Source organism: Metasolibacillus meyeri, assembly GCF_003049505.1.
Taxonomy (GTDB): domain Bacteria; phylum Bacillota; class Bacilli; order Bacillales_A; family Planococcaceae; genus Metasolibacillus; species Metasolibacillus meyeri.
On sequence record NZ_PYWN01000012.1, the window covers coordinates 1 to 26,701 of the forward strand.

Consider the following 26,701-nt stretch of genomic DNA (forward strand, 5'->3'; position numbering starts at 1 on the left):
TTCGCATAAAATTAGGGATGCTATTTTTCTTACCTGTTATTATTCTTATTATACTATTTATTGCAAATATGCTTTTAAATCAACAAAGCTTTAATCATTTAAAAACACTGTTATATGACAAAGTTTACACAGCTCAAACTAGCTTAATTGAGGCAGATCGCGATTTATATCAAGCTAACTTAGCGCTTATTCACATGCTAGACAGCACAAATGACCAGAAATTTGAAATTGCGAAGGCAAGCTATGAGGAAAATATCGAACAAGTGACACGACGTGTGCAAACTGCACGTCAACTATTACAGGACGCAGATGTATTTACTACATTGCTACATGAACAATCTGGACAAACAATGGAACAAAATTTTGACCGCTTCAATGAAAATTTTGCCCTTTGGCAAAGTCAAATCACCCCTGCAATACAGCGTATGGGGAAAGCTACTATAGCAACTGAACAGACGGATGCACTATTTGAAATAACACGCAATCATTTAGATGAAATTGAACAATTAATCGACACAAATGCCCAACAATCAATGGAAAGTTTAAACGCTGAAAATAAATTGAAAAATAGCGTGATCATCGTGGCTTTAATCGTCATGCTTATTGTTATAGTTAGCATAGGCTCACTTGTCATTAAGAAAATTATCGGTGTGATTTTAACAATCATGCGTGAAACAGAGCAAATTGCAAGTGGACATCTTTCTGAGGAAGCAATACAACTTGACCGGAGAGATGAGTTAGGCAAACTCGCTCAATCTGTCAATACGATGAAGGAAAATTTACGAACATTAGTACAATCTGTCGACAATGCAGCTGAAGAAGTTGTAGAAACTTCAAATGTAGTAAGCGCTGTTGTAGAAGAAACAACCGTGTCCATTGAGAATATTACAAATGCGATTCATGATATGGCAAAAGGGGCCTCTCAAGGGGCGATTGATGCTGAAACAACTAACGAAAAAGTACAAGAAGTATCGCATCAAGTGAAACATGTTTCTGAGGTTGCAGCGAGCATGCTAACGCAATCGAATGAGGCAACAGCTGCTAGTGAAGAAGGTATGAAGCAAGTGACACAGCTACGCGATACAGCAAATGCTTCTACGAAAGTGCTAGCTGATGTACATGCTGTTATGAGCGAGCTATTAGCAAAGGTGACGAGCATTGGCACCGTTATTGATGTGATTTCTAGCATTGCTGACCAAACCAACCTTCTTGCGCTGAACGCTAGTATTGAGGCAGCACGCGCTGGTGAACATGGAAAAGGCTTTGCGGTCGTGGCAGATGAAGTAAGAAAATTAGCTGAAGAATCCGCAAATGCCACAACACAAATTCACCAAATGATTCAGCTGATGCTCAAGGAGTCAACAAATGCTTCCGATGCTTTAAAGCAAACGCAATTAATCACCAATCAGCAGGAGCAAGTGACGCTGGAAACAGAGCAAGCATTTAAAACGATTCATCAATCGATTGATACAATCCAACACTCCATTTCTGAAGTTTCGCAGGGCATGTACAATATTACAAAACTACAAAATGATACAGCTACTGCAATAGAAAGTATGACGGCAATCACTGAACAAACAGCAGCGACAACAGAGGAAGTATCAGCCTCTGCTGATGAGCAACATAGAGCAATTGAAAGTGTTGCCCGCTCAGCGGATGAGCTACAAACATTAAGCAAGGAGCTTAAAAATATATTAAGTAGGTTTTCATATTAAAAGAAAAGGCGAGTGTTTTTGAAATTACTAGTTCAAAAGTAACGATTCGCCCGTAAGATAGGTGAATTCGCCCGCAAAAAGACCATTTTCGCCCGTTAAAAAGCGAAATTCGCCCGCAAGACAACCAAATTCGCTCAATTAAACTCAAAAAGGAGCTTGAAATCCTATATTTTAGCCAAAAATGGCTGTTGAAAACGTTTCTATGTTTCCAACAGCCATTTTTTATAATAAGCTTTTCACTACTTTTGACATGAGAGCCCCATCCGCTTTACCCGCTAAAAGTGGCTTGGCAATTTTCATCGCATCACCCATATTCATGCCTTTTCCAATGCCAGCAGCAGTTAACGCTGCAACAATCTCCTCTTCCGTAAGTTGCTTTGGCAAGAAGCGTTTTAAAATTTCTAATTTTGCTTGCTCCTTCTCGATTAAATCTTCTCTGCTCGCTGATTGCGCACCTTCTAATGCCTGATTCGTTTGCTTAATTTCGCGGTTCACGATAGCAATTTCTTCTTGCGCTGTTAACGCGCTGCCCTTTTCCTTTTCAGCAAGGTCTAACGCTGATTTAACAAGTGTTAATACCCCTTTTGCTAGCGTATCTTTTTCTTTCATCGCTATTTTTAGTTGTTCAAAAACTGTTGCTTTTAACATCATCAATCGCTCCTTTTCTAGCTTTATTTTATGTTAATTCTCCCTACTTTCACAAGTTATAGGGACGCGTCAATTATTTTCAGTGTTTCCCCTGCCTTGCCTTTGACCATCCGATCAAAGTGACTATGCTCGATTTCTAAATTAATATATACCGTTTTACCATTTGTCATATGTGGCAATTGACTCACAGGGTATACTTCCAAACTTGTACCGATGACGATAACAAGCTGCGCTGCTTTCATATGAGATAAAGTGCTATTCCATGCTTGCTGTGGCAAATTTTCTCCGAACAATACGACATTTGGACGCAATCTCCCTCCACAAGCACAAGCTTCTTTCGCTAAAAAGCGGCTCATTTCAGCAGCTTGACCACAGCTTTGACAGCGCACAGAACGAATCGAGCCATGCAGCTCATCCACATTTTCAGCACCTGCTGCTGTATGAAGACCATCCACATTTTGTGTCGCAATATGCTGCACCAAACCGCGCTGCTGCCAATCCGCTAAAATCATATGTCCTTCATGTGGCACAATATGTTCCAATGCGTTAATGCGCGCCGTATAAAATCGATGGAAAAGCTCATAATTAGAAGCGAGTGCCTCTGTTGTCGCAACAGTACGTGGATCAATTTGTTGCCACCAGCCACTTTTAGAGCGGAAGTCTGCTACTCCACTCTCTGTTGACATGCCCGCTCCTGTTAACACAACGGTATGCTTTGATGACTTTAACCATTCCCTTATCTGCTCCATGAGAAAGCCCCTTTGCTTTTACACTAATATAACAAATACGTGCGCTTTCAGCAGCAATGATATACTATAAGAAGAAGCATATAATGAAAGAGGCAAGCATGATGGAAACAAAAAAAATGCAAATTAAAAAGCCACGATACCAAACGATTGCAGAAGATATTGCGGCAAAAATTGTTGAAAAAAAATATATTGTTGGTGAAAAGATTTATGCACGTTCCTCACTTGCATCACAATACGGGGTATCAGCAGAAACAGCTCGTCGCGCAATCGCTGTCTTACAAGATTTAGAAATCGTTGAAGCAACGAAAGGCAGCGGTGTTGTGATTATCTCCTATGAAAATGCAGTGAAGCTTATTCAACGGCTTGAAGGGGTTCAAACTGTTCGTGAGCTACAAGTAGCTTTACAACAAAGTATTGAAAATCAAATTAGTGACTTAATGGCTTTACAAGAAACCGCAAAGGAATTAGTGAATCGTACGGAACGTTTCCGCTCTATCAATCCTTTCGTTCCATTTCAGCTTGAAATTACTGCCTCTTGTCCGTACTTGTCGAGAAACTTAAGCGAAATCAACTTTTGGCATAATACACACGCAACCATTGTAGCGATTCGAAAGGATCATCATTTAATTTTATCTCCAGGACCATATGCAACACTTGATGATGGCAATGTCATTTATTTTATCGGAGATGATGAAGCTATTGTGAAAGTGCAAAATTTTTTACAAATTTAATTGATCAGTGCAAGAAAAGTAGCTAAACCCTACTTTCCTTGCACTTTTTTTATATTTCAAAGCTCCTTAAATGTTGTCATATTTGTTACACGCATTTGACAAAAGTAACAACTCATTGTTAACATTAGGTTGTCAGTTTTATATAATCTATTTACCTCCTTATTTGGTAAAAGGGGGATACAATTACTCATTAGCAAGCATTAATTGCTCTTGAAAAACTTATTTGGAAAGAAGAAGTGAGACGATGGAAAAATTACGAGTAGAACATGTCACCAAAATTTTTGGTAAACAGACTGCAAATGCATTAAAGCTTGTAGAGCAGCAAAAAAGCAAGACGGAAATTCTTGAAAAAACAGGGGCAACTGTCGGTGTATATGACGCCAATTTCACCGTCAATGAAGGTGAAATTTTTGTTATTATGGGGCTTTCAGGTAGCGGTAAATCCACACTTATCCGCCTGTTAAATAGATTGATTGATCCTACTAGCGGGAAAATTTATATTGATGGACAAAATATTACCTCTTTAAGCAAAGGCGAGCTACAAACTATTCGTCGTGAAAAAATGAGCATGGTATTTCAAAACTTCGGTTTATTCCCTCACCGTACAATTCTTGAAAATACAGAGTATGGCTTAGAAGTAAGAGGCATTACAAAAGAAGAACGTCGATTGAAAGCAGAAAAGGCTTTACAAAATGCGGGCTTATTGGCTTATAAAGACCAGTACCCAAGCCAGCTATCAGGTGGTATGCAACAGCGTGTAGGTCTCGCACGTGCACTAGCAAATGACCCTGAAATTTTATTAATGGATGAAGCTTTTTCTGCACTCGATCCATTAATTCGAAAAGATATGCAAGACGAATTATTAGAGCTGCAAGCAAACGTTCAAAAAACCATTATTTTTATTACCCATGACTTAAATGAAGCGTTGCGTATTGGCGACCGTATCGCCATTATGAAGGACGGAAAAATTATGCAAATCGGCACGGGAGAGGAAATTTTAACGAACCCAGCCAACAACTATATCCGCACATTCTTGGAAGATGTCGATCGCTCCAAAGTGTTAACGGCTGAAAACGTCATGGTACGTCCAATGACGGTCAATATCGAAGTAGATGGACCAAATGTTGCTTTAAAGCGCATGCGTGAGGAAGAAATCAGCGTTTTGATTGCAGTCGATAAACTGCGCAATTTCAAAGGCTATATTACGGCAAACGATGCACTAGAAGGAGCAAAAAGCGGACTAAAAACGGTGCAATCCTTGGTGAAAACAGATATGCCAACGGTCGATTCGACAACATTAATTCAAGATGTTTTACCGATTATTTCAGATAGCCCAACACCTGTTGCAGTTGTTGATGAAGGTAAATTGCGCGGTATTTTAATACGCGGTGTCATTATCGAATCACTTGCCTCATCATCACAAGGAGGTGAGCTGAATGAATAGCATTCCTAAACTGCAAGTAGCAGATGTTGTTGAAAGTGCAATGAGTTGGCTAACAGATACATTTTCTGGCTTATTTAAAGTCATTCAAGAAAGCGGAAAAACGGTTATGGAAAGTGTTACTTCATTACTAACATTTATTCCACCAATTATCTTTATTTTAATCATTGCGATCCTTGCCTTTTTTGCAACACGAAAAAAATTCGGCCTACCGATTTTCTCGATTATCGGTTTACTATTTATTTACAACCAAGGGCTATGGGAACAATTCATGAATACGTTCACTCTTGTATTGTTCTCAAGTATTATCGCCATCGTTTTTGGCGTACCAATCGGGATTTTAATGTCGAAAAATAATGTTGCCGAAAATATCATTAAGCCGATTTTAGACTTTATGCAAACAATGCCAGGCTTCGTTTATTTAATTCCCGCTGTTGCCTTTTTCGGTATCGGCGTTGTACCAGGGGTGTTTGCATCGGTTATTTTCGCCCTTCCCCCTACGGTACGTTTTACAAGCTTAGGAATTCGCCAAGTACCGAAAGAGCTTGTTGAAGCAGCCGATTCTTTCGGTAGTACGGGGACGCAAAAATTATTTAAAGTTGAGCTGCCACTTGCGAAGTCAACGATTATGGCAGGTATTAACCAAACGGTCTTATTATCCTTGTCAATGGTTGTCATCGCCTCAATGATTGGTGCACCAGGTCTCGGTCGGGAAGTGCTATCCGCCTTGCAACGTGCACAGGTCGGAAACGGCTTCGTCGCAGGATTAAGCTTAGTTATTTTTGCGATTATCGTAGACCGTTTAACACAAAGTTTAAATCAAAAGAAATAGGAGTTGTTTGAACATGAAGAAAAACAAATGGTTTTTAGGATTAACAGCGATTGGTGCAGCGGTAGCATTAGCTGCTTGTGGAGGAGACTCGTCATCTAACGATGGGGAGAAATTAGGAAAAATTAATTTAGCCTATGTGGAATGGGACACAGAAGTTGCCTCAACACATGTCGTTGGACAAGTGCTAGAGGAAGTTGGCTATGATGTGACATTAACACCATTGGACAATGCGATTATGTGGGAATCTGTTTCAAAAGGTGAAGCGGACGCGATGGTAGCTGGTTGGCTTCCAGCAACACATGGTGCACAGCTTGAAAAATACGGGGATAATGTGGAGCACTTAGGTGAAAACTTAAAAGGTGCAAAAATTGGCTTAGTAGTACCAAGCTATATGGAAGTTAGCTCTATCGATGATTTAACGGTAGAAGCAAGCTCTACAATTACGGGTATTGAGGCTGGTGCTGGCGTTATGAGCGCCGCAGAAGCTGCCATTGCTGATTATCCTAACCTAGCTAGCTGGTCATTGCTGCCCTCCTCTTCAGGTGCCATGACAGTTGCACTTAATCAAGCACTTTCAAACAATGAAGAAATTATCGTGACAGGCTGGTCTCCACACTGGAAATTCGCCTCTTATGATTTAAAATATTTAGAAGATCCAAAGGGCTCTTTCGGTGGTGAGGAAACAATTAATACATTTGCTCGTCAAGGCTTAAAGGATGATGCACCAGATGCCTATACAGTGTTAGATGCATTCGAATGGTCTTCAGAGGATATTGAAGAAGTCATGCTTGCCATTCATAACGGACAATCGCCCAAAGATGCAGCAAATGACTGGATTGAAAAAAACCGCGATAAAGTAGATACATGGATTAAAGATGTAAAATAAGCAAAAGCTGTGGGGATACGTTCCCTACAGCTTTTTTATTCTATGTTTCACATTTGCACCCAAATTTCATCTGCCGCATAGACAATTCCAGCTTGCTCAAAAATGTGCTTTGTCGCAAATAACATATCTTGCTTCACAGCTTGCATCTGTCCCCCGTCGTTTGTTGCTACGAAAAAACGCACTAAAATGCGATAGGATGTTGGACGTAGCTCATCTATATAAACATGAATAATATCCTTTTCAGTTTCTTTATGTAAATAAATTTGCCCTTGTAAATGCTCGCATACTTCGCGTAATATCGCTTCACTATTTGATGTAGCAACATATAAATAAAATTCACATTTTCGCTTCTCTCGTTTCGACAAATTATAAAGAGGACGATTCGCTAAATACGCATTCGGAATATAGACGAGGCCTTTATCCCCTGTTTGAATAACCGTACTGCGCAAATTCACATCCTCCACAATGCCTTCAATTTTCTGATCCTCTGTCGCTACCCAATCTCCAATTTGAAAGGGTTTATCGAGCGCGACAGACATGCCACCAAAAAAATGGCCAAGCGTATCGCGAATACCAAACGCAATGGCAACACCTGTCAGCCCAATTCCCGTTAAAAAGCCATTAATGTTAAAATCCCATAATGAAGCAATCGCAAATAATGCTGCTACATATATTGTTACCTTCCCAATACGCAGGAAAAACGGCATTAAAACATGCTGTTGCTTTTGCTGTGTATGAATGCTTTGCGGATGGTCAATATAATAGGTAATCACATCTGCAAATCCTTTAAAAATAAAAAACAGCATAAATGACCAAAATAAATTAGCCGTTTTTGGATTTGTTATGAGCCACTTATCTAACACAATAGATATGCTAATAAAAATAATGCATGTTAAAAAAGCATAGCGAATAGCGCTACTAAATTGCGTCGAAATCCTTGCTTCAAATGCTTTGCCTCGCTTTTCCAAAAATCGCCCTAGCCAATTAATAAGCGGTTTCATGATGTATTGTTGAACGACTAAACCAGCAAGCAATAAAGCAATAGCTGTACCAATACTTTGCCATGTTACATCTTGTAAATCAGTGAAAAATTGTTGAAATGATTCAATCATAAATCTCGTCCTTTCTAGCTTGAAACAAGATATTATCATTATAGTAGCTCAATTAGCAATCAACCGCATCTATTTGTAGAAAAAGCTTGCTTTCATCACGAAAAAAAGGATAAAATAACCTTATTGATAATTATTATCAATAAAATTGTTGAAGGAGGAAATAACGATGTTATCTGAAAAACTACACAAAGCCTTAAATGATCAAATGAACTATGAATTTTTCTCTGCACATGCCTACTTAGCAATGGCTGCTTACTGCACGGACGAAGCATATGATGGCTTTGCGAACTTCTTTTTAGTACAGGCTGAGGAAGAACGCTATCACGCGATGAAATTTTATACATTTTTAAGCGACATGGGCTACCGTGCAACAATCGACGGTTTCGAACACCCACACAATGATTTTTCGTCAGTACGCGATGCATTCGAAAAGGCGTTAGGACATGAAAAAGAAGTAACACGCCGTATTTATAATTTAATGGATATCGCTTTAGATGAGCGTGAGCACGCAACAACAGCATTTTTAAAATGGTTTATCGATGAGCAAGTAGAAGAAGAATCTACATTCGATACACTTATCGCAAAGCTACGCCGCATTGAAGACGATTCCAATGCCATCTTCATGTTAGATGCTGAATTAGCAAGCCGTACATTCACACCTGAAGACTAAAAGGAAGAAGTGTCTGTCATGTAACAGTCACTAAAAACCGAACGATTGAAGAAACGACTGTCACATGTTTCATAATCGTTCGGTTTTCTCTATTGCAGCATGCTTACGAAAATGCAGTTTAATTTTTCCCTAATGCCGCCCTCCGCCCATTAAAGCTTTGTATCAATCCAAATACCAAGCCTGCCGCTAAGAAAAATGAATAAAACAGCATCTCCTCAGGACCAAAAATATCAAACGTGCCACCTAAAGCCATCGCAATAAAAGCAGTTGGCACAACAAAGACGAGCATACAGCTTAATGGATAATAAATATAATGATACTTGTTTGAACACTTCCTAGCCACGCGAATCACCAGTAAATAAATTGGTACAGCAATGAAGAAAAAAGCGATTGCCCCCCATAACATTACGGCTACTCCATCCCCTCCTAGCGACTGTGCCCACACAATTTTTAACATCAGTGTGTAGCAGGCAAACCCAGCTATATAGGCAAATAATCCAGAAAAAATCGTTCGCATAATATAACCTCCTTTAACGAATCGGTAACTCAACTTCTGCGCTACCATTTAAAAATAGCGGATAATGCTCAATATACATCTTGACAGGGTTGGCAAAGCCTTTTTCAAATAAGTAGGTGCTTTCACTTTCCTTACTTTCATCCACCTTGGATGTACTTTGTATTGAGGACCATTCCTGTCCATGTGCATCGATTAAAGCAGATACAAGCGACTTATCATGTGCCGCTGTTGCTAATGGATAAATTGCATAAATTGAAGTTTCTGATGGAATTTCCAACGTTAAATCTAATTCCTCTGGCACATGTAAAACTTGCTTTTTGCTAAAATCAACCTCAATGTAGTCTCTGCCTTTTTCGAGCGCTGTCACATTTTCAACAATTAATGTTAAAGACTTTGGCTCGCGGAAATAATTGCTTTGCATAAAGCTTGTGTAAGCCCCGCTTCGAATTGATACATAGCCGGATACCCCATTTTTAATCGTGCCCCATTCCTCACCCATTTCATCAACTAAACGCAAGTCAAAATCTAAAATGCGCTTTGTATTTGTTTCAGGTATTGTGAAGTTCACTTCCGCACGTAATGGCGAAATTTGCAAGCTATTGACGTAAATCTCCTGACCATCGATTAACAATTGTTCATTTAAAACATACTTTTTGCTATGTGCCACTTGCTTCGATAATGTAAATGGTAACGTAAAAATGGTTTTTGACTTATCATTTAATTGTACAACTAATTCAAAATCATTACCATTTAGCTTTAATTTTTCATCGAAAATAAAATCCATTCTATTTTCGAATATAGTTTCATTTTCTACATTATTAAAATACATCGTCACACCAGTAGGTAACGATTCTCCATCTTGCATCAACTTCACTTCCGTAAAATCAACTTGACGCTTCATCGGTTCATCATTTTCAAATCGATATGCAAGCAATAAGCCACTTTCATCAGCCACAACGCTTGTGATAATGAATTTCTTACCATTGCTCTCCATTTCCACCACGATATCTTCCACGTAATCATTTGCTAAAATATCTTCCAGCCCTTTATCATACGTAATCATTTCGACAAAAGGGGCAAGCAGTGGAATCTTTGCCGCAGCTTCAGCCATTTGTGGGGAAAGGCGAATGCTTGTTGTGAAGCTAATAAAAAATAAGGCTACTACAAGTCCAAACTGTATTGTATATTTACGTCGGCGCTTTTCTTTTTGTCGCCTTTTCACCGCAAGGAACCGCGCTTGCTGCAACGCAGGCTTAGGCACTTCAATTTGTTCAAGCTGTTTCAATAGTTGGTTCTCCTTTTTCATCCTCTCTCCTCCTTCCAAAAGCTGCGCAATTTTCTCAGCGTCGTATGTATTCTCGATTTCACGGTGCCTTCTGGGATATTTTGTCGCACTGCAATATCCTGATTTTTCAAATCCTCTACATATTTTAAATAAATCAATTCCTGCTCTGCTGGTGAAAGCTGTGCAAGTAATTCGCTCAACTCGACTGTTGACATATCATATGTCGCTGGCTCTTGTACCGCATCTAATGTTATAGTCGTTTGCTGCTGCTTCTTCATATCTAAACAAATATTAATTAATACGCGCACAAGCCATGTTGTCATAAATGCGGGCTCACGTACTTTATGTCCATGCTTTAATGCACGATAAACAAGCTCTTGATACGCATCGAGTGCATCCTGCTCATTACGTAAATAGGCATAAGCAATTTTATAAAAGCGCTCTTCCTGCATTTCAAGTATTCGGAGCAAACTGTCTTCCCCCATCTCTAGCACCTCCTTATGTATTAGACTGATGAATATAGAGAATCGTTCAAAATATTTTTTATGATAATTACAAAGAACAAATGTTTGCTTTTTGTTGTGCTATTTGTTATGATTAAATACGTACTGAGTCACCCTTTCAAGTAAAGGATTAAAAGCAGCTATCTATTTTTTAGATAGTTGTTTTTTATTTTGTTTACTTTTTCCTATCTCAATCGTTATATAAGCAGGAGGGGCGATATGGATGAATTATATAATCAATTACACCTTGGCTAACTCTCGTCCAGATTTTTTCGAGCTCGAAGTGGAAGTTAACCTAAAAGCGTCACCTCCTGTGACATCCGCCGGAGGCTTTATTAGGATTCAGCAAATGTTTGGATACTTGCTGGATAGAAGGTAATGCGAGCGTTCATCTTATCATCTAGAGAGGAGGTCGTATTCCGCTGAATCATGATAAACAATTACAGGAAAAGTTGCTCGCAATTTATAAAACACTATTAACAATGGGCGCTAAAAAAGAGGATGCAGAGGATATCGTGCAAGAAACAGCAATTCAATTTATTCAATATATCAACGGTATCTCTCCAAATGAAGCAAGCGCTTGGCTGTATAAAGTAGCGATTCATAAATATTATGATTTGATTAAAAAATCACAAGCACAGCAAAAATATGTGATTTCATTCAGATTAGAAGATTTGTTGGAAGTTGGAACACCTGAAACCATCGTGTTGCAACAAGAGTTACAGTGGGAAATTGCCGCGCAACTTTCCACCCTTTCAGACAAAGAGGCACAGCTCATTTTATTAAAATATAGTGCTGACCTGTCGCTAAAGGATATCGCAACATTGTTTGGCACAACAGATAAAACCGTGAAAACACAGCTAGCGCGAGCAAAAAACAAATTAAAACAACGATTACAGGAGGTTTATAATGGAAGAAAAATCGATTTTTGAACGCAATGATGATTTTTCAAGCCTAGTGAAAACGGCAAAACGCAAATCTTTGAAAAAGACAATCTTAATTTCAATCATTGTCACAGTAATGGTGTTTGCCTTATTATGGGCTGTGCTTGCTGTAGGCATTTACTTTATGAATAAGCGAATTGAAACACAGTTAGATGGGCTTTATACAGAACTCTATTTTACAGGAGCTAATATTGAATCTAATGCGACAAGCTTTGATAACTTCCTTGTCGCAACAAAAACATCTTCCAAGCTTTATAAGCGGGTTGGTCCACATTTAATTGATTGGGGCACATTTGATTATTTTTATACGATTTTAGGCGCGCAAACAGTGCTACAAACAGGTGGTGCCATGTCCATCAATGATTCTTCGCTCTATACGAATAATCAACGTGCACTTACATTTCACGTACCATCGGAGCCAACCAATAAAAATGATTTTGACTATATCGTAGGATTACCAGACTTTTATAATATCGAAGTAGCTATTTCCTTTAAGGAACTTTTACCTTTAAGCACTGTGCAGACGCAATTTCCGACAACACAATGGGCTTGGTTACTTGATGATGGAATTTATGCTGAAATAGAGGAAGTAAAAAAAGCGGAAGAGGAAGCCTCGCCTGAATTAAGCACACTATTCCCAAAAGATACGAGCGAGGTATCAGATAGTCGCGCATATGGCTTTTCTGTTTGGAACCATACACCGATTGAATCAGCTGAATTTTATAAGGAACAGTTAGCATATAGAGAAGGCCCTCAGGTAGATATTATGCGTCACATCATCGGTGAGCAAGCGCCTAAAGATTGGCTCGTTGCAGGTGTCGTGTTAACGGGAAAGCAAGAGGAACTTTTGCCTTATTTACAGCAAAATAGCGTGCGCACTGTGCGCGTCGGCGTTGTAATTCCATATTAAGGAGTGATGGATGATGAAACCTTTTGCCTTTGCACTATTCACCGCTGCCCTTTTCTTTGGCGGCTTTTGGATTTCATTTAAACAATATCCTGAAAAATTTCTGATGATGGCTAGTATCGTCATTTTTTTACACCTTGCAGGGTTATTACTTATCCAATTTTCAGGAAATTTTGCACAAATGGCTTTTTTGACGCTATTTGTGGCACTAATTTTCACACCATGCTTCATGACATGGGTGGAACTGCTTGAGTTAAAAAAGAAAATGACCAATGCGGATCTACTTCGAGCAACGATTACGCTACCAACAGCTTATATACTTTTATTTGTAACCGTTATTCTTTCGTACAATCATTATTTTGCTAAGCAAGCACAGGATTGAGTGCAGCTTCAATCAGATTAGCTGAACATACCGAGCTTTTATAGATGGTTGTGTTTCTCATGCCTTAGCTAAATCAAGACACTTTTGTATACAAAGGACCTCCATGAATGTGAAATAAAAAGCTGATGCATAAATCAGCTTTTTATTCATTATTTAATAAGCTTTGTAAAAAGGCTTCACAACGAGCGATATCTCCTGCTATTACCCATTCAAATATTTCTTCCTTTAAAGCATAACGCTTTGCGCAAGCGTCTGTTATTTTTCTCCTGCCATATAACACATTTTTCCTCAACATATGTCACAAGCTCAGCTGTAAGTATTGGACTAATCATACAGATGTGTGCTTGCGTTGGTAAAAGTGCTCGCACCTTTTGTGATGCTACTTTCCCTCCACCAACAACGACTACTTTTTCATTCTCGATATTTAATAATATTAGAAAAAATCCATTATTTCACATTATAACATAATCTATTTTTTCCAAACTATAGCATAAAGAAAGTTGAATATGTAATATTTCTGACAAACTTAGCGATTCAAATTCAAGTATAATAGAAATAACAACGATGAAAGGGCTGTTTAACATGACACTTTTACAAGCGAGAAAAAACTGGCTATGGCTATTTTTTGCATTAATCGTCTTCAGTAATCTTATACTTTATAGCACATCTTTCGGGCATTCAATTGTAATGATTGAACCAAATGGAGTTGTATTAGGCTCATTAATTGATTTAATTATCGTCGCACCGCTCGTTTTTATTTTGGCCAAAAAGAAATATAGCGTGAAATTATTTATTGCTTTAATGGCAGCAGGCTGTGTGCTAGCCCGCTTCATTATCCCCCAAACGATACTTGCTCCTTATGCAAGCTTCACATGGTTTGGCATTGCCACAGAGGTTATCATCATTACCTTTGAGCTACTCTTGATTAGCTCATTTATTATTTACTTACCAAAGATACTAAAATCAACACGTTCAAATAATGCACCATTGTTATTTTCATTTCCACAGGCTATTGATTTGCATGTCAAGCGACACCCACTAATTCACGTGCTATGCTCAGAGTTGCTGATGTTTTACTACGCATTATTTAGCTGGCGCAAAAAAGTGCCTACTGGTTATACGCTGCATAAAAAAACAAGCTATATCGCCTTTCAATTGATGATGATTCATGCCATCATTATTGAAACATTAGGCATCCATTGGTGGCTACATAGCAAATATCCAATCGCGTCGATTATTTTATTCGTACTCAATGTCTATTCGGTGTTATTTTTCCTTGCAGATTTACAGGCGGTACGCTTAAACCCAACACAAATTCGCAATGGTACACTTTATTTATCGCTCGGTCTAATGAAACGCGCAAAAATTCCACTTACGCAAATATCGGAAATTGTGACGGATGCTCGTCAATTTGAGGAAAAGCTACCAAAGGATATCGCGCAATTTATCGCGAAAGACTTTGAAGCTGTAAAACCAAGTGTCATCCTACATTGTAAGAGTCCTATTGCTGTCATTTTACCATTTGGCATCGAAAAATATTATGATAAAATCGCCATTAAAGTAGATGACGCCCCTGTATTTATCGAAGCGTTAAAAAAATGAGGACGTTGGGCTTCTCCCAACATCCTTCTCTTAATAATCCGAAAAAATAATATGCTGCTCCTTATCCGAGCAATCACTTACATAATAATCCGTCCGGCGCTCGACCTCAATTGCGTTCAACTGATTACAAGTCGTTGTGACAATTTTTTTATCGCTATATGTATCGTTTGAGCGATCCATTTTCAAATCAATTTTGCTATTGCTATACCGAACATCCACATAAATAGGTTTACCCTCAATCGTCTGCTCAACAATTCTTACTTGATCGCGCTTGCCATTTTCGACATTATTAAAAAATGCATAAAAGCGCTCAACATTATCAATTCCTTTTCGAGTCTTCGAAACAATATCCTCTGCAAAAAAATCGTATGTATTATTCGGAATTGCCACCTGCTGCGTTACACATCCTGCAAGCATACAGCTACAAACAACGGTAAACATCAGCCTCTTCATAATCAGCCCCCCTTTTTAGCTTAGACGTACACCTCCCTAAAAAGTTACATAAAAGTATAAAAAACTTCGAGAAAATACAAAAAAACCTACAGCACTTAGTTACTGTAGGGTGTAATAATTGATAGGGTATAGAATTTGATCAGCTTGATTGATTTTTGTTTTTCTATATGGAGAGAAACGGTCAGAGAAAACACATGCATACCCTAATAGCGTTATTTCAATCCACTCTCTTCATACAAAGAGAGACGCCGCCTCGCCACGGAAAGAGTATGACGGTTACAATTTCAATCCACTCTCTTCATACAAAGAGAGACGCCCACCAAAATCTTGCATACTGTTAGCAGCTGGATTTCAATCCACTCTCTTCATACAAAGAGAGACGTTAACTATCATGCAAAACAGCTATACACAAATGATTTCAATCCACTCTCTTCATACAAAGAGAGACGTAGTGTTTGGCAAGTGCCGACTAAGCCTTTCAAGATTTCAATCCACTCTCTTCATACAAAGAGAGACGTGTGATAAAAAATACATTAACACTAATAGACGATTTCAATCCACTCTCTTCATACAAAGAGAGACTTGTTTAAGTGTTTCACGCAACAACATATTTTCATATTTCAATCCACTCTCTTCATACAAAGAGAGACATAGGTGTTCGTGTCGCTACAGTTTCGGATAAATTATTTCAATCCACTCTCTTCATACAAAGAGAGACGTTCGGCTGCTGAAATGGAGCGTATGGATGTAAGGATTTCAATCCACTCTCTTCATACAAAGAGAGACACCACTTACGTTTGCGTTCCTTTTCTTTTTTCTTAATTTCAATCCACTCTCTTCATACAAAGAGAGACTGTGAAAAACAACATAAAAATAATATTTATCATTGATTTTCATTAAAAAGTAAGGCTCTATGGTTATATTCACCTAAAAAATTCTCCATTTTAATGGGAAATCACTTGCATTATTGGTGCGAATCCCTTAGGAAAATCATGTTTGCTTCACATTCGCACTTTTATTAAAAATGCTATGATGTAGCTTGTTTATTTTACAATTAAACAATTTAGATTACTTTACACGTATGACAAAAGAAATTCAATGTATACCTTCCATTTTATCATACTATAATCGATATATTTTAACATAAAGTTTCACTGGAATATAAAATCAAAATCAAGCGTTTGAAATCAGAGTGCAAACCTTGATTTCAAACCCTTTTATAGCATGCAAAATAGCTTTGTTTTATGGACAAACTGTTACGTTCATGCCCCACTACTTGTCATCCATTAAAATAATGACTGTAAAACGCTTGCTGCTTCTGCTCCCGTTAAAGCAGCTTGTGGTTTAAATTGTTAATGTGAAAATATTCTAGCAAGTGAGAATTTAGCGTACCAAAGCCTATTTTCAACTAAAAAATTGTTCGAATAATACATTCAAAAAACTAGAGTCATCCAGATTTTCTGAACAACTCTAGTTAATTTATAGCCCTGGTAACAAACCAGAGAACAGGCTCAGTATATAGACCATGCCAAGCGCTGTCACACCAGCGATAAAGCCACCGATTGACCACGCTTTAATTGTTTCAGGAATTGTTAGTTTACCGAAACGGCTCACTACCCAGAAACCTGAGTCATTCGGTAAGGACAAGCCGACTGCACCTGCACAAATCGCTAGGCCAAGTAAAACAGGTGATGTTCCTAGTTCGTAAACCATTGGTCCCATAATTGACGATGTTGTCACAAGAGCAACCGTTGCTGAACCGAGTGATGCGCGCAATAATTGAGCGAATAAAAAGGCTAGAATCAAGACTGGAATGCTTAAGTCTGTCATCGTATCAATTAAATAATCACCGATACCTGATTTATTAATCACATTTCCAAATGAACCGCCTGCCCCCGTTACCAATAAAATCATCCCCGCAGAATTTAATGCTTCATCATACAATTTTGTATAAGATACACGAATATAGGGACGCAGCACAATTAATGCTGTGACAACCGAAATAAATAAAGCGATATTTTTATCCCCAATAAAGGCTAATACTGTGCGCAATGTACCCTCTTCTAAGAAGATACTTGAAACCGTATTCACTAAAATTAACACAATAGGCAGTGCCAACATAGCAAAAGATAAGCCTGTTGAAATCTCCTTTTTCCCTGCTGGTAAAACTTGCTCTTGTTCCTGCTGTTCTTCCTCTTTCTCATCGACAAAGCGTTGAATTTTATTACCAATAAATTTACCATATAAAGCACCACCGATTAATGCACCTGGAATTGCACAAATAATCGCATAAATAATGAATAGCCCTAAATCTGCACCTGTGTTTTCAGCAACAACGAGCGGCCCTGGTGTTGGTGGAATCATGCTATGTGAAATAATCAAACCAATACCAAGTGCTGTCACAAATGTAATGATGGAAATTCCTGTGCGTCTTGATAAGCTTTTTAATAAGCCGCTTAAAATAACGAATGCTGCATCAAAAAATACAGGAATAGATACTAAAATACCTGATAATGTTAAACCCGTAGGCGATTTTTTGACGCCAAATACTCCTAAAATGGCACCTGCAATTTTTTCAATTGCACCTGAAGCTCCTAATAAGGAACCGAAAATAACACCTAAACCAATTAAAATACCGACACCAGCTAATGTATTCCCAAAACCTGTTGTAATCAATGCTGGTATTTCATGCAATGGGAAGCCAATTAAAACGGCAGCCACAACAGATACAGCAATTAATGAAATAAATGGTTCGACATTTAATTTTAAAATTAAAATAAATAATAAAACGAGCGCTAAAAGAAAAATCACAAACAACATATTACCTGTTACCATACCATATCCCCCTTTAAATTAATGCTTGTACAATTTGTTTTAACGTGTCCTTTTCACCTACATTACCTGGGAAGATAATGTATGGAATGCTTGGAAATGTACTACCTAAATCTGTTTTCCACACAGGAATACCTGGTGCTACTTGCCCCATTACTTCCGCCTTTTGTACCGCTAAGCCGATTGTGCCAACATCACTTGATGTAATGCCTCCTTTTGCAATAACAAATTTCGGCTTTGGATGACAGTTTTTCACAAAACTCGTCACCGCATTGGCCATTTTCACCGATAGAGCAAGCTCCTGCTCGTAATGCTGCCCCTCTAGTTGCAATACTTCACGTGTTGTATACACACAAACCGATTGTCCTGTCGCAATCGTTGCATTGATTTCTTGTTGCACACGACGAATTTCTTCCTCAAAACGCTCCGTCTGTGTCACAAGTAAACAATTAAACTCGATAAAGTGAACTGCGGATAGCTCCTTTAAATAGGCTAGCTGCTCTGTCGTTTTTTGAACATGTGAGCCAACAACAATAATGCCACCATGTGATGATGCCTCTGTAATCAATGCTTCCTTCGTCAGCAATGGACGGTTCGAAACATTGCCAATTACTTTCGTAAAGCTAGCAGCTGTTCTAAATAAAAACTGCTTGCCTTGCTGAAGTACACGAATAAGTGCAATGACGAATACTTTAACATCATCTTCTGTATGCGCGTTGACAATGACTTTATTAAAATGTTGTACTGGCATTAGTTGCTGTTCAATAAAATCAATATCCAGTGCACGTAGATGCGCTAATGAAATGGAAATAACATCGCTCGCCTTATAAGCGCCTGCTGTTTTTTCTTCGATATAGGCCTTTAAATCGCTTTGCGTAAAGCTAAACATACGATCTTTGGCAAATTCTGTTTGTGCTGCGGGCACATATTGTCCGTTTTGCTTCACATAGTGAATATCTTGAATCGTCTCGCGCCCACCCTCTTTAAAAAAGGGCATCATAATTTCACCATCATACTGGATGTCTAGCTGCTGCTCTAATACGGTACGTAATGTATCTGTTTCCAGTGGATAATGTCCACGCAATGTTGAATCTGAGCGGCTAATGAGCAAAAAGCGCTCATTACGGTCTTGCGCCACCTTGGCAATCGTTGCCGCAATTTCAGCATGGACTTCCGTTGTTTGCTGCTTTGAAAAAGAGCGAGAATTAGTCAAAATAAATGTCAGTTGACGTGGCTCTTCAAATAAGGCATGGATGGTTTGCTCTGTCCAATTTGTAAAAACAGGCACACTATGTACCGTTTGCACACCTGTTGGGTCATCATCTAGCACGATAATTTTTGTTTGAAAATGACTTTGTGCCTCCGTCCACAATGCTTGCAGCTGTTCTCCGTATGGAGGAAGTGCTGCAATATATTGTTCAATCGTTGTCACGACTATTTACCTCCTTTTGGCATTTCATAGTTTGCTAGCTTTTCGTAATATTGCACTAAACCACCATGATCGTCCGCTACTTTTCCGTCTGCTTTCAATGCTTGGAACATGCCGATGACGCTTGATGTTAACGGCAGTGGTACACCTAGCTCACGGCCGGTTTGCTCCACATTCATTAAATCCTTCAAATTAATATCAATGCGTCCCCCTGCGACAAAATTACGGTCAATCATTAAGGGCAGCTTCGCATCTAATACCGCGCTACCTGCTAAGCCGTTGCGTATAGCAGCATGTAATTTATTCAAATCAACACCTGCTTTTGAAGCGAGTACAGCTGCTTCACTAAGTGCTGCGATTGTGACATTGACTAAAATTTGATTTGCTAATTTCGTTGTCGAGCCGCTACCCGACTCCCCTACATAAACGAGGTCACTTGCCATATGCGCTAACACGGGCTCCACTTGGTGAAATACTTGCTCATCGCCACCAATCATGACAGATAATGTGCCGTCTATCGCTTTCGGTTGACCGCCACTAACAGGTGCGTCCAAGTAATGTACATGTAGCTGAGCCAATTTCTCGTAAATTTCTGCTGTATCGACAGGAGATAATGAACTCATATCAACAATCGCTGTCCCTTTCTTCAATGTTGTAGATAAACCATTTTCACCAAACAACACATTTTTGACAATCGCTGCATTTGGTAGCATTAAAATAATGACATCACATATATTGCCTAGCTCAGAGGTAGCTGTCACTTGCTGTGCGCCTGCTGCTACTAACTCCTCAACTGCCGCTGTATTGACATCATTGACATACAGCTCTATCTTTCCATTCACTAAGTTTTTCGCCATTGGATTTCCCATAATTCCTAAACCAACAAAGCCTACTCGCATAAATTATCCCTCCATATGGAATCGTTTTCATTTTACTGATTAAACAGAATTATATACTATATAAAATATTTTGTATACATTTTTTATTTAAATGAATACATATAATTTCAATACTTTCTTCTCATCCACTTTTTTCTCGTGTTTCATTGTATAATTAAAAGGACAATACATATGACAAGGAGGGGTACTATGCAGCAAGGTCATATGAATGCCCAACTATTAGCGTATGAGAAAATTCGTGACCAAATATTAAATGGCACGTTAGCTGGAGGTACAAAGCTAGTTGAAGAGCGCTTAGCTGAGGAAATCGGGGTGAGCCGTACCCCCATTCGTGAGGCAATTCGGCGCTTAGAACAAGAGGGCTTAATCCAGAAAAAAAGAGTGTTTAAGCCAAGCCGTACAGATTTAATCCATTTATTCGAAATGCGTATTTTAATTGAATGCTTTGCCGTAAAAAAGGCGGCAAAATATATGACAGAGGAGGAATTAATCCAACTAAAGGAGACCATTGTACGCGCTCGCAACTCAAAGGAAGCGGAAGTAGTCGCGGCAAATAAAGAATTTCACGATATGCTCGTCAAACAATCGCGCAACCCGTTAATGATTGCCAACTTAGATAAAATGAAAGCGGTCATTTATTTATTTAGCAAAGCAGTTGTTTTTAATAAACGCCCGATGCTCATTGATGAACATGAGGATATTTATCATGCTATCGCTGCACGAGATGGCGAGCGTGCAAGCCAATTAATGGAGCAGCACCTTCAGTCAGACTTACAATTTACGTTGGATTTACATGTGTTAGATTAAGAGGTTTCTTAGAAATGGAGAGTTATCTAAGACATCGTTTTGTCTAGATAACTCCTCTGAATGGATATGCTTTTTTGTGTTCACTACAAAATAGGAAAAATATTGCGGATTCAAAGAAAAAATAGATATACTGTAAATGGAGGTGATGTTATGTGAGGCTTCAACAGCTTGAAGCAATTGTCAGAAGAGTGGATGAGTTGCATCCAAACTATTCGTATTTTAAAGAGCAGTTAGCTATGGTGGATGCTGGCATTTCGGGTGAAAATGAGGTGCAATTCTTTTTACAGGAGCTGACTGTGCCACATCGAATTATTCGCAATTTATCATTTTTTAGTGCGCAACAACAACGGCATGAGATAGATTTTGTCGTTATTTTCCCTTCATTGATTGTCTGTTTTGAAGTCAAAAATATGGCAGGTTCCTTGCATTTTGACGCGGAGGCGTCGCAATTGCTTCGAACACGCGCTGATGTGATAGAGCGTTTTCCAAATCCCATCGAGCAACTTAACCGCCATTTACGTGTGCTTTCTTCTTTATTCCCCACTATTCCAATTCGTGGCGCGGTTGTCATCGCCAACCGACGCGCCATCATTACGAGCAAGCCGCTCGACTTCCCTATTTTTCATGCAGATTATATACCTAGCTTTATTGAAAAAAGTTTACTAATGTATACAGAACCTGTGCTTTGTTTAGACGAGGTTTACCACGATTTAATGTCTTTACATGCCCCTCACAAAAAACCTTTTTCTTTTTCAATAGAACAACTCAAATATGGTGTGTTTTGCGTGAGATGTACAGCGAAAATGCACTTTGCACAGGGCAAATTTCTTTGTCCCCATTGTCGCTTTCAAGACAGGTATGCCTGTTTGCAAGCCTTGCATGATTTTCGCTTACTTGTTGATACGAAAATAACAAATCAACAATTTTGTCGATTGTGTGATTTACCTTCACGCTATGTAGCGAAGCGATTATTGAGATTTTTACCTATTGTAAAACGTGGGAAATACACCTACTACGAAATTCCAGAGCAAATTTTTATGATAGGATATGAGGAAAGTCATGATTCGCCCGTAAGATAGGTGAATTCGCCCGCAAGCCCCCTCTATTCGCCCGTGAAACATGAAAATTCGCCCGCAAGATGCTCATATTCGCCCGTAAGAATAACGAGGAAAAGGGGCTCGCGTTTGACGAGTCCCTTTCTTTCATCTTATGCTAACGCTGCTTGTGCTTTTTCAAGTTGTACACGTACTTGTTCGAAGCCTGTGCCACCTAAAGAATTGCGGCGGCGCACTGCGGCTTCGGGTGCGAGCACGTCGTAAATATCCGCTTCGATTAATGTGCTCTCTTGTTGCATATCAGTTAGTGGTAAGTCCAGCAAATAAATACCACGTTGAATGCATGTGAAGACGAGTTTGCCTGTCACTTCATGTGCTTCGCGGAATGGCATACCTTTTGCAGCTAAATAGTCCGCTAGTTCCGTTGCGTTGGAAAAGTCGCTGTGCACCGCGCTATGAAGGCGCTCTGTATTGACAGTCATCGTTGCGACCATACCTTCGAAGATTTTCAATGCACCTAGAACTGTGTGTACCGTGTCAAACATGCCTTCTTTGTCCTCTTGCATGTCCTTGTTGTATGTTAATGGCGTGCCTTTTAACACCGTCAATAGCCCCATTAAATTACCATAGACGCGACCTGATTTTCCACGAATGAGCTCTGCCATATCGGGATTTTTCTTTTGAGGCATAATCGATGAGCCTGTTGAAAAGGCATCATCTAGCTCAATAAATTTGAATTCATCCGTTGACCATATAATAATTTCCTCAGCAAAGCGTGATAAATGCGCCATCAACAATGAGGAATTCGCCAAAAACTCCACAATGAAATCACGATCGCTTACCGCATCCATTGAATTGGCATAAACATCCCCAAAGCCTAGTAGTTCCGCTGATTTTAAGCGATCGATTGGGAATGTTGTACCAGCCATTGCTCCTGCGCCAAGTGGAGAAATATCAATGCGCTTTAATGATTCCGTGTAGCGTTGTTTGTCACGCTCTAGCATCCAAAAATAGGCCATTAAATGATGGGCAAAGGAAATCGGCTGGGCACGTTGTAAATGTGTATAACCTGGCGCAATCGTTTCTACGTGCTGTTCCGCTTGTTTTAGCAAGGTTTTTTGGAAGTTTTCAATTAAGCCAATTACTTCACCTACGCGTTTTTTCAAAAATAAATGCATATCTGTTGCGACTTGGTCGTTACGTGAGCGACCTGTATGTAACTTGCCCCCAACAGGACCGATTAAATCGATGAGCATTTTTTCTAAGTTTAAATGGATATCCTCATTCGCTACTGAAAATGCTAGCTCGCCCGCCTCTGCTTTTACTTGTAACTGCTGTAAGCCATCTAAAATCAGCGCAACATCTGCTTGTGGTAAAATACCTTGTATACCGAGCATTGTGACATGCGCCTTGCTGCCTTCTATATCTTCCATTACTAATTGCTGGTCAAAGCCGATTGATGCGCCGAACTCGTCGACCCATGCTTCCGCAGATTTTTGAAAACGTCCGCCCCATAATTTCGTCATAAATTTTGCACCTCGATTAATAGTAGAAGCAAGAAGCGCAACGCCCCTTGCTCCCATTTACTTTATTTTTTATTTACACCTGCTGCTACGACAGTAGGTAAGCCCCATAGTTCAATAAAGCCAACTGCTGAGTTATGGTTGAACATATCCTCTTTTGAGTATGTTGCAAGCTTTTCATTGTATAAAGAGTTCGGTGATTTACGTCCTTCGACAATCGCATGCCCTTTGAATAATTTCACACGCACCGTACCGTTGACATATTGTTGTGTTTCTTGTAAAAATGCCTCTAATGCTGGACGCAGTGGTGAGAACCATAAGCCTTCATAAATAATTTCTGATAATTTTTTCTCAATGACAGGCTTAAAATGTGCCATTTCTTTTACGAGTGTTAAGTCCTCTAGCTCTTTATGCGCTGTCAATAGCACTTTTGCGCCTGGGATTTCATACACTTCACGCGATTTGATGCCGACTAAGCGGTTTTCTACATGGTCGATACGCCCAACGCCATGCTCACCAGCAATTGCATTTAATTTTTGAATTAAATCAGCTAGCTTCATTTCTTCACCATTTAATGCAACTGGCTTACCAGCAACGAATTCGATTTCTACTACTTCCGCAGTATCTGGTGTGTTTTCAATTGCCTTCGTTAAGCCATATGCTTCTTCTGGTGGTGCGACCCATGGATCTTCCATCACACCCGCTTCGTTTGCGCGCCCCCATAAATTTTGATCGATGGAGAATGGCGAATCAAGTGTTGCAGGAATTGGCACATTATGCTTCATCGCATATTCGATTTCCTCATCACGACTCCAGCCCCACTCACGCACAGGTGCAAGCACTTCTAAATCAGGGTTCAATGCTTTAATTGACACTTCGAAACGCACTTGGTCATTTCCTTTACCTGTACAGCCATGTGCTACCGCATCTGCATTTGTTTGGTTCGCAATTTCTACTAGCTTTTTCGAAATTAATGGACGTGATAACGCCGATACTAAAGGATATTTTTGCTCATACCATGTATGTGCTTGTAAAGAAATTAAGGCATATTCCTCTGCGAATTCATCCTTGGCATCCACCATATAAGATTCAACTGCACCAACTTGCAACGCTTTGTTTTTAATAAACTCTAAGTCTTTGCCTTCGCCTACATCAAGACAAACTGCAATAACATCCCAGCCTTGCTCCTTTAACCAAGGAATCGCTACTGACGTATCAAGTCCACCTGAATATGCTAATACTACCTTTTTATTTGCCATAATCTAACATGCCTCCGATAATCAATTCGTATTTTTATACATTTAATTAATAGTTTATACATGCATGTTACCATGTTATAAATATAAAAACAAGCGTATTTTTATAAATGTTATTTTTTATTAAAAAAACGACCACCAAACTTTTCAACAAGAACTGGTGCTAATGCATAGAGCTTGCTTGTGAAACCCATTACACGCGGCAAATTGACAGAGCGTACAGGACGCTCAATCGTTTTGACCACGGCATTTGCTACTTGCTCAGGCGTCAATAAAAAATGAGCAATGGCATGTCGATATGTACCAGCAGCATCTGCTTTTTGCAAAAATGGTGTATCAATTGGTCCTGGGAAAATGCCCGTTACTTTTATATTGTAAGGAGCTACCTCGTGACGAAAGCCATCAATGAAGCCTGTGATTGCATGCTTTGTCGCTGCATAAACACTGGCCTTTTTCGTTGCCACTTTCCCTGCCTGTGAGCTAATAAAGATAAAATGCCCATCTTGCATTTTTAAAGCAAGCCTTTTCGCAAGGAAAATCGGGGCCTTCACATTGACATCAATCATCGTGTCAATTTCTTCATCTGCTAATGCATACACGCTTTCAAAAATACCAATACCTGCATTGATGATGGCAACGTCTAACACTGGTAATTGCTGTATTAATTCATCGATTTGCGATACATGGCATAAATCTGCTCGTATCGCATTAGCCCCTAAGTTTTTTAATGTCGTTAATGAAACTTCATTGCGACCTGTTGCATATACTTCATAGCCTTTCGCTAAGCAAAGCTTGGTCATTTGCAGGCCTAGTCCACTCGTTGCACCGGTAATTAAAACTGTTTTTTTATGCATTTTCTCGTATTCCCTTTCTTTATATAGTAAAAAAACTACATGCTGTTACGCATATAGTTATTTGAGGCCAAGCAATTTTAGCATCGATTCCTTTGATTGAATGAAATCTGAAATATGATATTGATCTAAAACTGCTAAGTATGCTTTTAAAGCTTCATTTAAAGCAGTTTTTAGCTGGCATTCAGCTGAAATTTTACATAAATTGCTTTCTGGATTAAAACATTCGACAAGATGAAAATCTTCCTCTGTCTTTCGAACAACGGCACCGATATTGATTTCTTCAGGTGACATCGCAAGGCGAATACCGCCACCTCTTCCACGAATCGTTTCGATAAAGCCGTGCTGCCCAAGATCGTATGTGACTTTCATTAAATGATTTTTAGAAATTTGATAAGCGTCCGCAATTTCTTGGATTGTTGTTAAATGTTCTTGTCCACGCACACCTAAATAAATAAGCACACGTAACGAATAATCTGTATATACGGTTAAGCGCACCTTTTCACCAACTTTCTCATCGTTAGTATATCATCTAAGCGTCTTGTTTGCTTGTGAAATACATCGTACATAAAGTGAAATTTCAATCAGTGGGGGTTTTCCTTATCCCCCACTGATTGTTGATAAAGGAACACAAGCTAAGTTCTTCACATCCTGTGAAAACGCTTGTGTGAC

At 39.1% G+C, this 26,701-nt stretch carries 27 protein-coding genes and 1 CRISPR repeat array; of the genes, 12 read left to right on the forward strand and 15 right to left on the reverse strand.

What is annotated here, in order from left to right; translation table 11 throughout:
* The coding region (locus C9J34_RS01695; protein WP_153062597.1) for a methyl-accepting chemotaxis protein at positions 1–1,715 on the forward strand (1,715 nt) is incomplete at its 5' end.
* Between the two features lie 222 nt (positions 1,716–1,937).
* Here C9J34_RS01695 and C9J34_RS01700 read toward each other — a convergent pair.
* Together C9J34_RS01700 and C9J34_RS01705 are read right to left on the reverse strand one after the other, a co-directional pair.
* Entirely contained in the window at positions 1,938–2,363 is a 426-nt protein-coding gene (locus C9J34_RS01700) for a GatB/YqeY domain-containing protein (protein ID WP_107838123.1), read from the reverse strand.
* Positions 2,364–2,419: 56 nt separating this feature from the next.
* Positions 2,420–3,112: an SIR2 family NAD-dependent protein deacylase gene (locus C9J34_RS01705; RefSeq protein ID WP_107838124.1), complete on the reverse strand. Its 693-nt coding sequence runs from the start codon at positions 3,110–3,112 to the stop codon at positions 2,420–2,422.
* Between the two features lie 101 nt (positions 3,113–3,213).
* Here C9J34_RS01705 and C9J34_RS01710 point away from each other — a divergent pair, with 101 nt between their 5' ends.
* The 4 genes from C9J34_RS01710 (at position 3,214) to C9J34_RS01725 (ending at position 7,002) form a co-directional block, all read left to right on the forward strand.
* A complete protein-coding gene (locus tag C9J34_RS01710; protein ID WP_107838148.1) occupies positions 3,214–3,843 on the forward strand; it encodes a GntR family transcriptional regulator in 630 nt (209 codons plus the stop codon).
* A gap of 244 nt (positions 3,844–4,087) precedes the next feature.
* The gene (locus C9J34_RS01715) at positions 4,088–5,287 is read left to right on the forward strand and encodes a quaternary amine ABC transporter ATP-binding protein (RefSeq protein ID WP_107838125.1); all 1,200 of its coding nucleotides are present in this window, start codon (positions 4,088–4,090) and stop codon (positions 5,285–5,287) included.
* Positions 5,280–6,116, forward strand: a complete 837-nt coding sequence (locus C9J34_RS01720; protein WP_107838126.1) for an ABC transporter permease — start codon at positions 5,280–5,282, stop codon at positions 6,114–6,116. The genes C9J34_RS01715 and C9J34_RS01720 overlap by 8 nt, the downstream gene beginning before the upstream one ends.
* Positions 6,117–6,129: 13 nt before the next feature.
* Positions 6,130–7,002 carry a glycine betaine ABC transporter substrate-binding protein gene (locus tag C9J34_RS01725; protein ID WP_107838127.1) on the forward strand — a complete coding sequence of 291 codons (873 nt, stop codon included), beginning with the start codon at positions 6,130–6,132 and terminating at the stop codon, positions 7,000–7,002.
* Positions 7,003–7,049: 47 nt separating this feature from the next.
* Here C9J34_RS01725 and C9J34_RS01730 read toward each other — a convergent pair whose 3' ends face one another.
* Positions 7,050–8,114, reverse strand: a complete 1,065-nt coding sequence (locus tag C9J34_RS01730; RefSeq protein WP_107838128.1) for a mechanosensitive ion channel family protein — start codon at positions 8,112–8,114, stop codon at positions 7,050–7,052.
* 166 nt (positions 8,115–8,280) lie between these two features.
* Between C9J34_RS01730 and C9J34_RS01735 the strand changes: the two genes are divergently transcribed.
* Positions 8,281–8,784 carry a ferritin gene (locus tag C9J34_RS01735; protein WP_107838129.1) on the forward strand — a complete coding sequence of 168 codons (504 nt, stop codon included), beginning with the start codon at positions 8,281–8,283 and terminating at the stop codon, positions 8,782–8,784.
* A 118-nt stretch (positions 8,785–8,902) separates the two neighbouring features.
* On the opposite strand, the gene C9J34_RS01740 is transcribed toward C9J34_RS01735, so the two are convergent.
* Genes C9J34_RS01740 through C9J34_RS01750 form a run of 3 tightly spaced genes read right to left on the reverse strand, consistent with a single transcriptional unit; the run spans position 8,903 to position 11,071 of the window.
* Positions 8,903–9,301, reverse strand: coding sequence for a hypothetical protein (locus tag C9J34_RS01740; RefSeq protein ID WP_107838130.1), 399 nt, complete (start codon positions 9,299–9,301; stop codon positions 8,903–8,905).
* 13 nt (positions 9,302–9,314) lie between these two features.
* Positions 9,315–10,607 carry a DUF4179 domain-containing protein gene (locus C9J34_RS01745; RefSeq protein WP_107838131.1) on the reverse strand — a complete coding sequence of 431 codons (1,293 nt, stop codon included), beginning with the start codon at positions 10,605–10,607 and terminating at the stop codon, positions 9,315–9,317.
* Positions 10,604–11,071, reverse strand: a complete 468-nt coding sequence (locus C9J34_RS01750; protein ID WP_107838132.1) for a sigma-70 family RNA polymerase sigma factor — start codon at positions 11,069–11,071, stop codon at positions 10,604–10,606. The genes C9J34_RS01745 and C9J34_RS01750 overlap by 4 nt, the downstream gene beginning before the upstream one ends.
* A gap of 470 nt (positions 11,072–11,541) precedes the next feature.
* On the opposite strand from C9J34_RS01750, the gene C9J34_RS01755 reads away from it, so the two are divergent.
* From C9J34_RS01755 to C9J34_RS01765, 3 genes are read left to right on the forward strand one after another with little or no spacing between them, the layout of a single operon-like run.
* Positions 11,542–12,021, forward strand: a complete 480-nt coding sequence (locus tag C9J34_RS01755) for an RNA polymerase sigma factor (RefSeq protein ID WP_153062598.1) — start codon at positions 11,542–11,544, stop codon at positions 12,019–12,021.
* Entirely contained in the window at positions 11,999–12,943 is a 945-nt protein-coding gene (locus C9J34_RS01760; protein ID WP_107838134.1) for a hypothetical protein, read from the forward strand. The genes C9J34_RS01755 and C9J34_RS01760 overlap by 23 nt, the downstream gene beginning before the upstream one ends.
* Before the next feature lie 10 nt (positions 12,944–12,953).
* Entirely contained in the window at positions 12,954–13,322 is a 369-nt protein-coding gene (locus tag C9J34_RS01765) for a hypothetical protein (protein ID WP_153062599.1), read from the forward strand.
* A 209-nt stretch (positions 13,323–13,531) separates the two neighbouring features.
* Here C9J34_RS01765 and C9J34_RS22790 read toward each other — a convergent pair whose 3' ends face one another.
* Positions 13,532–13,756, reverse strand: coding sequence for an NAD(P)-dependent oxidoreductase (locus C9J34_RS22790; RefSeq protein WP_107838136.1), 225 nt, complete (start codon positions 13,754–13,756; stop codon positions 13,532–13,534).
* Between the two features lie 148 nt (positions 13,757–13,904).
* Here C9J34_RS22790 and C9J34_RS01775 point away from each other — a divergent pair, with 148 nt between their 5' ends.
* Positions 13,905–14,924, forward strand: a complete 1,020-nt coding sequence (locus tag C9J34_RS01775) for a beta-carotene 15,15'-monooxygenase (RefSeq protein WP_107838137.1) — start codon at positions 13,905–13,907, stop codon at positions 14,922–14,924.
* A 30-nt stretch (positions 14,925–14,954) separates the two neighbouring features.
* Here C9J34_RS01775 and C9J34_RS01780 read toward each other — a convergent pair whose 3' ends face one another.
* From C9J34_RS01780 to garR, 4 genes are all read right to left on the reverse strand, one after another.
* On the reverse strand, positions 14,955–15,377 hold the full coding sequence (locus C9J34_RS01780; protein WP_107838138.1) for a DUF4362 domain-containing protein: 423 nt from the start codon (positions 15,375–15,377) through the stop codon (positions 14,955–14,957).
* A 214-nt stretch (positions 15,378–15,591) separates the two neighbouring features.
* A CRISPR array of direct repeats spans positions 15,592–16,231; the repeat unit is 33 nt; unit sequence ATTTCAATCCACTCTCTTCATACAAAGAGAGAC.
* Positions 16,232–16,856: 625 nt separating this feature from the next.
* On the reverse strand, positions 16,857–18,212 hold the full coding sequence (locus C9J34_RS01785) for a GntP family permease (protein WP_107838139.1): 1,356 nt from the start codon (positions 18,210–18,212) through the stop codon (positions 16,857–16,859).
* A gap of 13 nt (positions 18,213–18,225) precedes the next feature.
* The gene (locus C9J34_RS01790; protein ID WP_107838140.1) at positions 18,226–19,641 is read right to left on the reverse strand and encodes a four-carbon acid sugar kinase family protein; all 1,416 of its coding nucleotides are present in this window, start codon (positions 19,639–19,641) and stop codon (positions 18,226–18,228) included.
* 2 nt (positions 19,642–19,643) lie between these two features.
* Complete coding sequence (gene garR / locus C9J34_RS01795) at positions 19,644–20,537, reverse strand: 2-hydroxy-3-oxopropionate reductase (RefSeq protein ID WP_107838141.1); 894 nt, start codon at positions 20,535–20,537, stop codon at positions 19,644–19,646.
* A 189-nt stretch (positions 20,538–20,726) separates the two neighbouring features.
* Here garR and C9J34_RS01800 point away from each other — a divergent pair, with 189 nt between their 5' ends.
* Both C9J34_RS01800 and C9J34_RS01805 read left to right on the forward strand, forming a co-directional pair.
* A complete protein-coding gene (locus C9J34_RS01800) occupies positions 20,727–21,344 on the forward strand; it encodes a GntR family transcriptional regulator (protein WP_107838142.1) in 618 nt (205 codons plus the stop codon).
* Between the two features lie 152 nt (positions 21,345–21,496).
* On the forward strand, positions 21,497–22,423 hold the full coding sequence (locus tag C9J34_RS01805) for a nuclease-related domain-containing protein (RefSeq protein ID WP_107838143.1): 927 nt from the start codon (positions 21,497–21,499) through the stop codon (positions 22,421–22,423).
* Positions 22,424–22,551: 128 nt separating this feature from the next.
* Here C9J34_RS01805 and argH read toward each other — a convergent pair whose 3' ends face one another.
* From argH to C9J34_RS01825, 4 genes are all read right to left on the reverse strand, one after another.
* Positions 22,552–23,925, reverse strand: a complete 1,374-nt coding sequence (gene argH, locus C9J34_RS01810; RefSeq protein WP_107838144.1) for an argininosuccinate lyase — start codon at positions 23,923–23,925, stop codon at positions 22,552–22,554.
* Between the two features lie 62 nt (positions 23,926–23,987).
* The gene (locus tag C9J34_RS01815) at positions 23,988–25,181 is read right to left on the reverse strand and encodes an argininosuccinate synthase (RefSeq protein WP_107838145.1); all 1,194 of its coding nucleotides are present in this window, start codon (positions 25,179–25,181) and stop codon (positions 23,988–23,990) included.
* 110 nt (positions 25,182–25,291) lie between these two features.
* Positions 25,292–26,032 carry an SDR family NAD(P)-dependent oxidoreductase gene (locus C9J34_RS01820; RefSeq protein WP_107838146.1) on the reverse strand — a complete coding sequence of 247 codons (741 nt, stop codon included), beginning with the start codon at positions 26,030–26,032 and terminating at the stop codon, positions 25,292–25,294.
* Positions 26,033–26,089: 57 nt separating this feature from the next.
* Positions 26,090–26,527 carry an RrF2 family transcriptional regulator gene (locus C9J34_RS01825; protein WP_107838147.1) on the reverse strand — a complete coding sequence of 146 codons (438 nt, stop codon included), beginning with the start codon at positions 26,525–26,527 and terminating at the stop codon, positions 26,090–26,092.
* Positions 26,528–26,701: the final 174 nt, after the last annotated feature.

Bases quoted from the DNA above. Each gene is read 5' to 3' on its own strand.
- C9J34_RS01775 (WP_107838137.1), top strand. From the start codon at position 13,905: ATGACACTTTTACAAGCGAGAAAAAACTGGCTATGGCTATTTTTTGCA.
- C9J34_RS01720 (WP_107838126.1), top strand. From the start codon at position 5,280: ATGAATAGCATTCCTAAACTGCAAGTAGCAGATGTTGTTGAAAGTGCA.
- C9J34_RS01780 (WP_107838138.1), bottom strand. From the start codon at position 15,377: ATGAAGAGGCTGATGTTTACCGTTGTTTGTAGCTGTATGCTTGCAGGA.
- C9J34_RS01745 (WP_107838131.1), bottom strand. From the start codon at position 10,607: ATGAAAAAGGAGAACCAACTATTGAAACAGCTTGAACAAATTGAAGTG.
- argH (WP_107838144.1), bottom strand. From the start codon at position 23,925: ATGACGAAATTATGGGGCGGACGTTTTCAAAAATCTGCGGAAGCATGG.
- C9J34_RS01815 (WP_107838145.1), bottom strand. From the start codon at position 25,181: ATGGCAAATAAAAAGGTAGTATTAGCATATTCAGGTGGACTTGATACG.
- C9J34_RS01785 (WP_107838139.1), bottom strand. From the start codon at position 18,212: ATGGTAACAGGTAATATGTTGTTTGTGATTTTTCTTTTAGCGCTCGTT.
- C9J34_RS01700 (WP_107838123.1), bottom strand. From the start codon at position 2,363: ATGTTAAAAGCAACAGTTTTTGAACAACTAAAAATAGCGATGAAAGAA.
- C9J34_RS01765 (WP_153062599.1), top strand. From the start codon at position 12,954: ATGATGAAACCTTTTGCCTTTGCACTATTCACCGCTGCCCTTTTCTTT.
- garR (WP_107838141.1), bottom strand. From the start codon at position 20,537: ATGCGAGTAGGCTTTGTTGGTTTAGGAATTATGGGAAATCCAATGGCG.
- C9J34_RS01715 (WP_107838125.1), top strand. From the start codon at position 4,088: ATGGAAAAATTACGAGTAGAACATGTCACCAAAATTTTTGGTAAACAG.
- C9J34_RS01705 (WP_107838124.1), bottom strand. From the start codon at position 3,112: ATGGAGCAGATAAGGGAATGGTTAAAGTCATCAAAGCATACCGTTGTG.
- C9J34_RS01820 (WP_107838146.1), bottom strand. From the start codon at position 26,032: ATGCATAAAAAAACAGTTTTAATTACCGGTGCAACGAGTGGACTAGGC.
- C9J34_RS01740 (WP_107838130.1), bottom strand. From the start codon at position 9,301: ATGCGAACGATTTTTTCTGGATTATTTGCCTATATAGCTGGGTTTGCC.
- C9J34_RS01730 (WP_107838128.1), bottom strand. From the start codon at position 8,114: ATGATTGAATCATTTCAACAATTTTTCACTGATTTACAAGATGTAACA.
- C9J34_RS01725 (WP_107838127.1), top strand. From the start codon at position 6,130: ATGAAGAAAAACAAATGGTTTTTAGGATTAACAGCGATTGGTGCAGCG.
- C9J34_RS01735 (WP_107838129.1), top strand. From the start codon at position 8,281: ATGTTATCTGAAAAACTACACAAAGCCTTAAATGATCAAATGAACTAT.
- C9J34_RS01710 (WP_107838148.1), top strand. From the start codon at position 3,214: ATGGAAACAAAAAAAATGCAAATTAAAAAGCCACGATACCAAACGATT.
- C9J34_RS01760 (WP_107838134.1), top strand. From the start codon at position 11,999: ATGGAAGAAAAATCGATTTTTGAACGCAATGATGATTTTTCAAGCCTA.
- C9J34_RS01750 (WP_107838132.1), bottom strand. From the start codon at position 11,071: ATGGGGGAAGACAGTTTGCTCCGAATACTTGAAATGCAGGAAGAGCGC.
- C9J34_RS01800 (WP_107838142.1), top strand. From the start codon at position 20,727: ATGCAGCAAGGTCATATGAATGCCCAACTATTAGCGTATGAGAAAATT.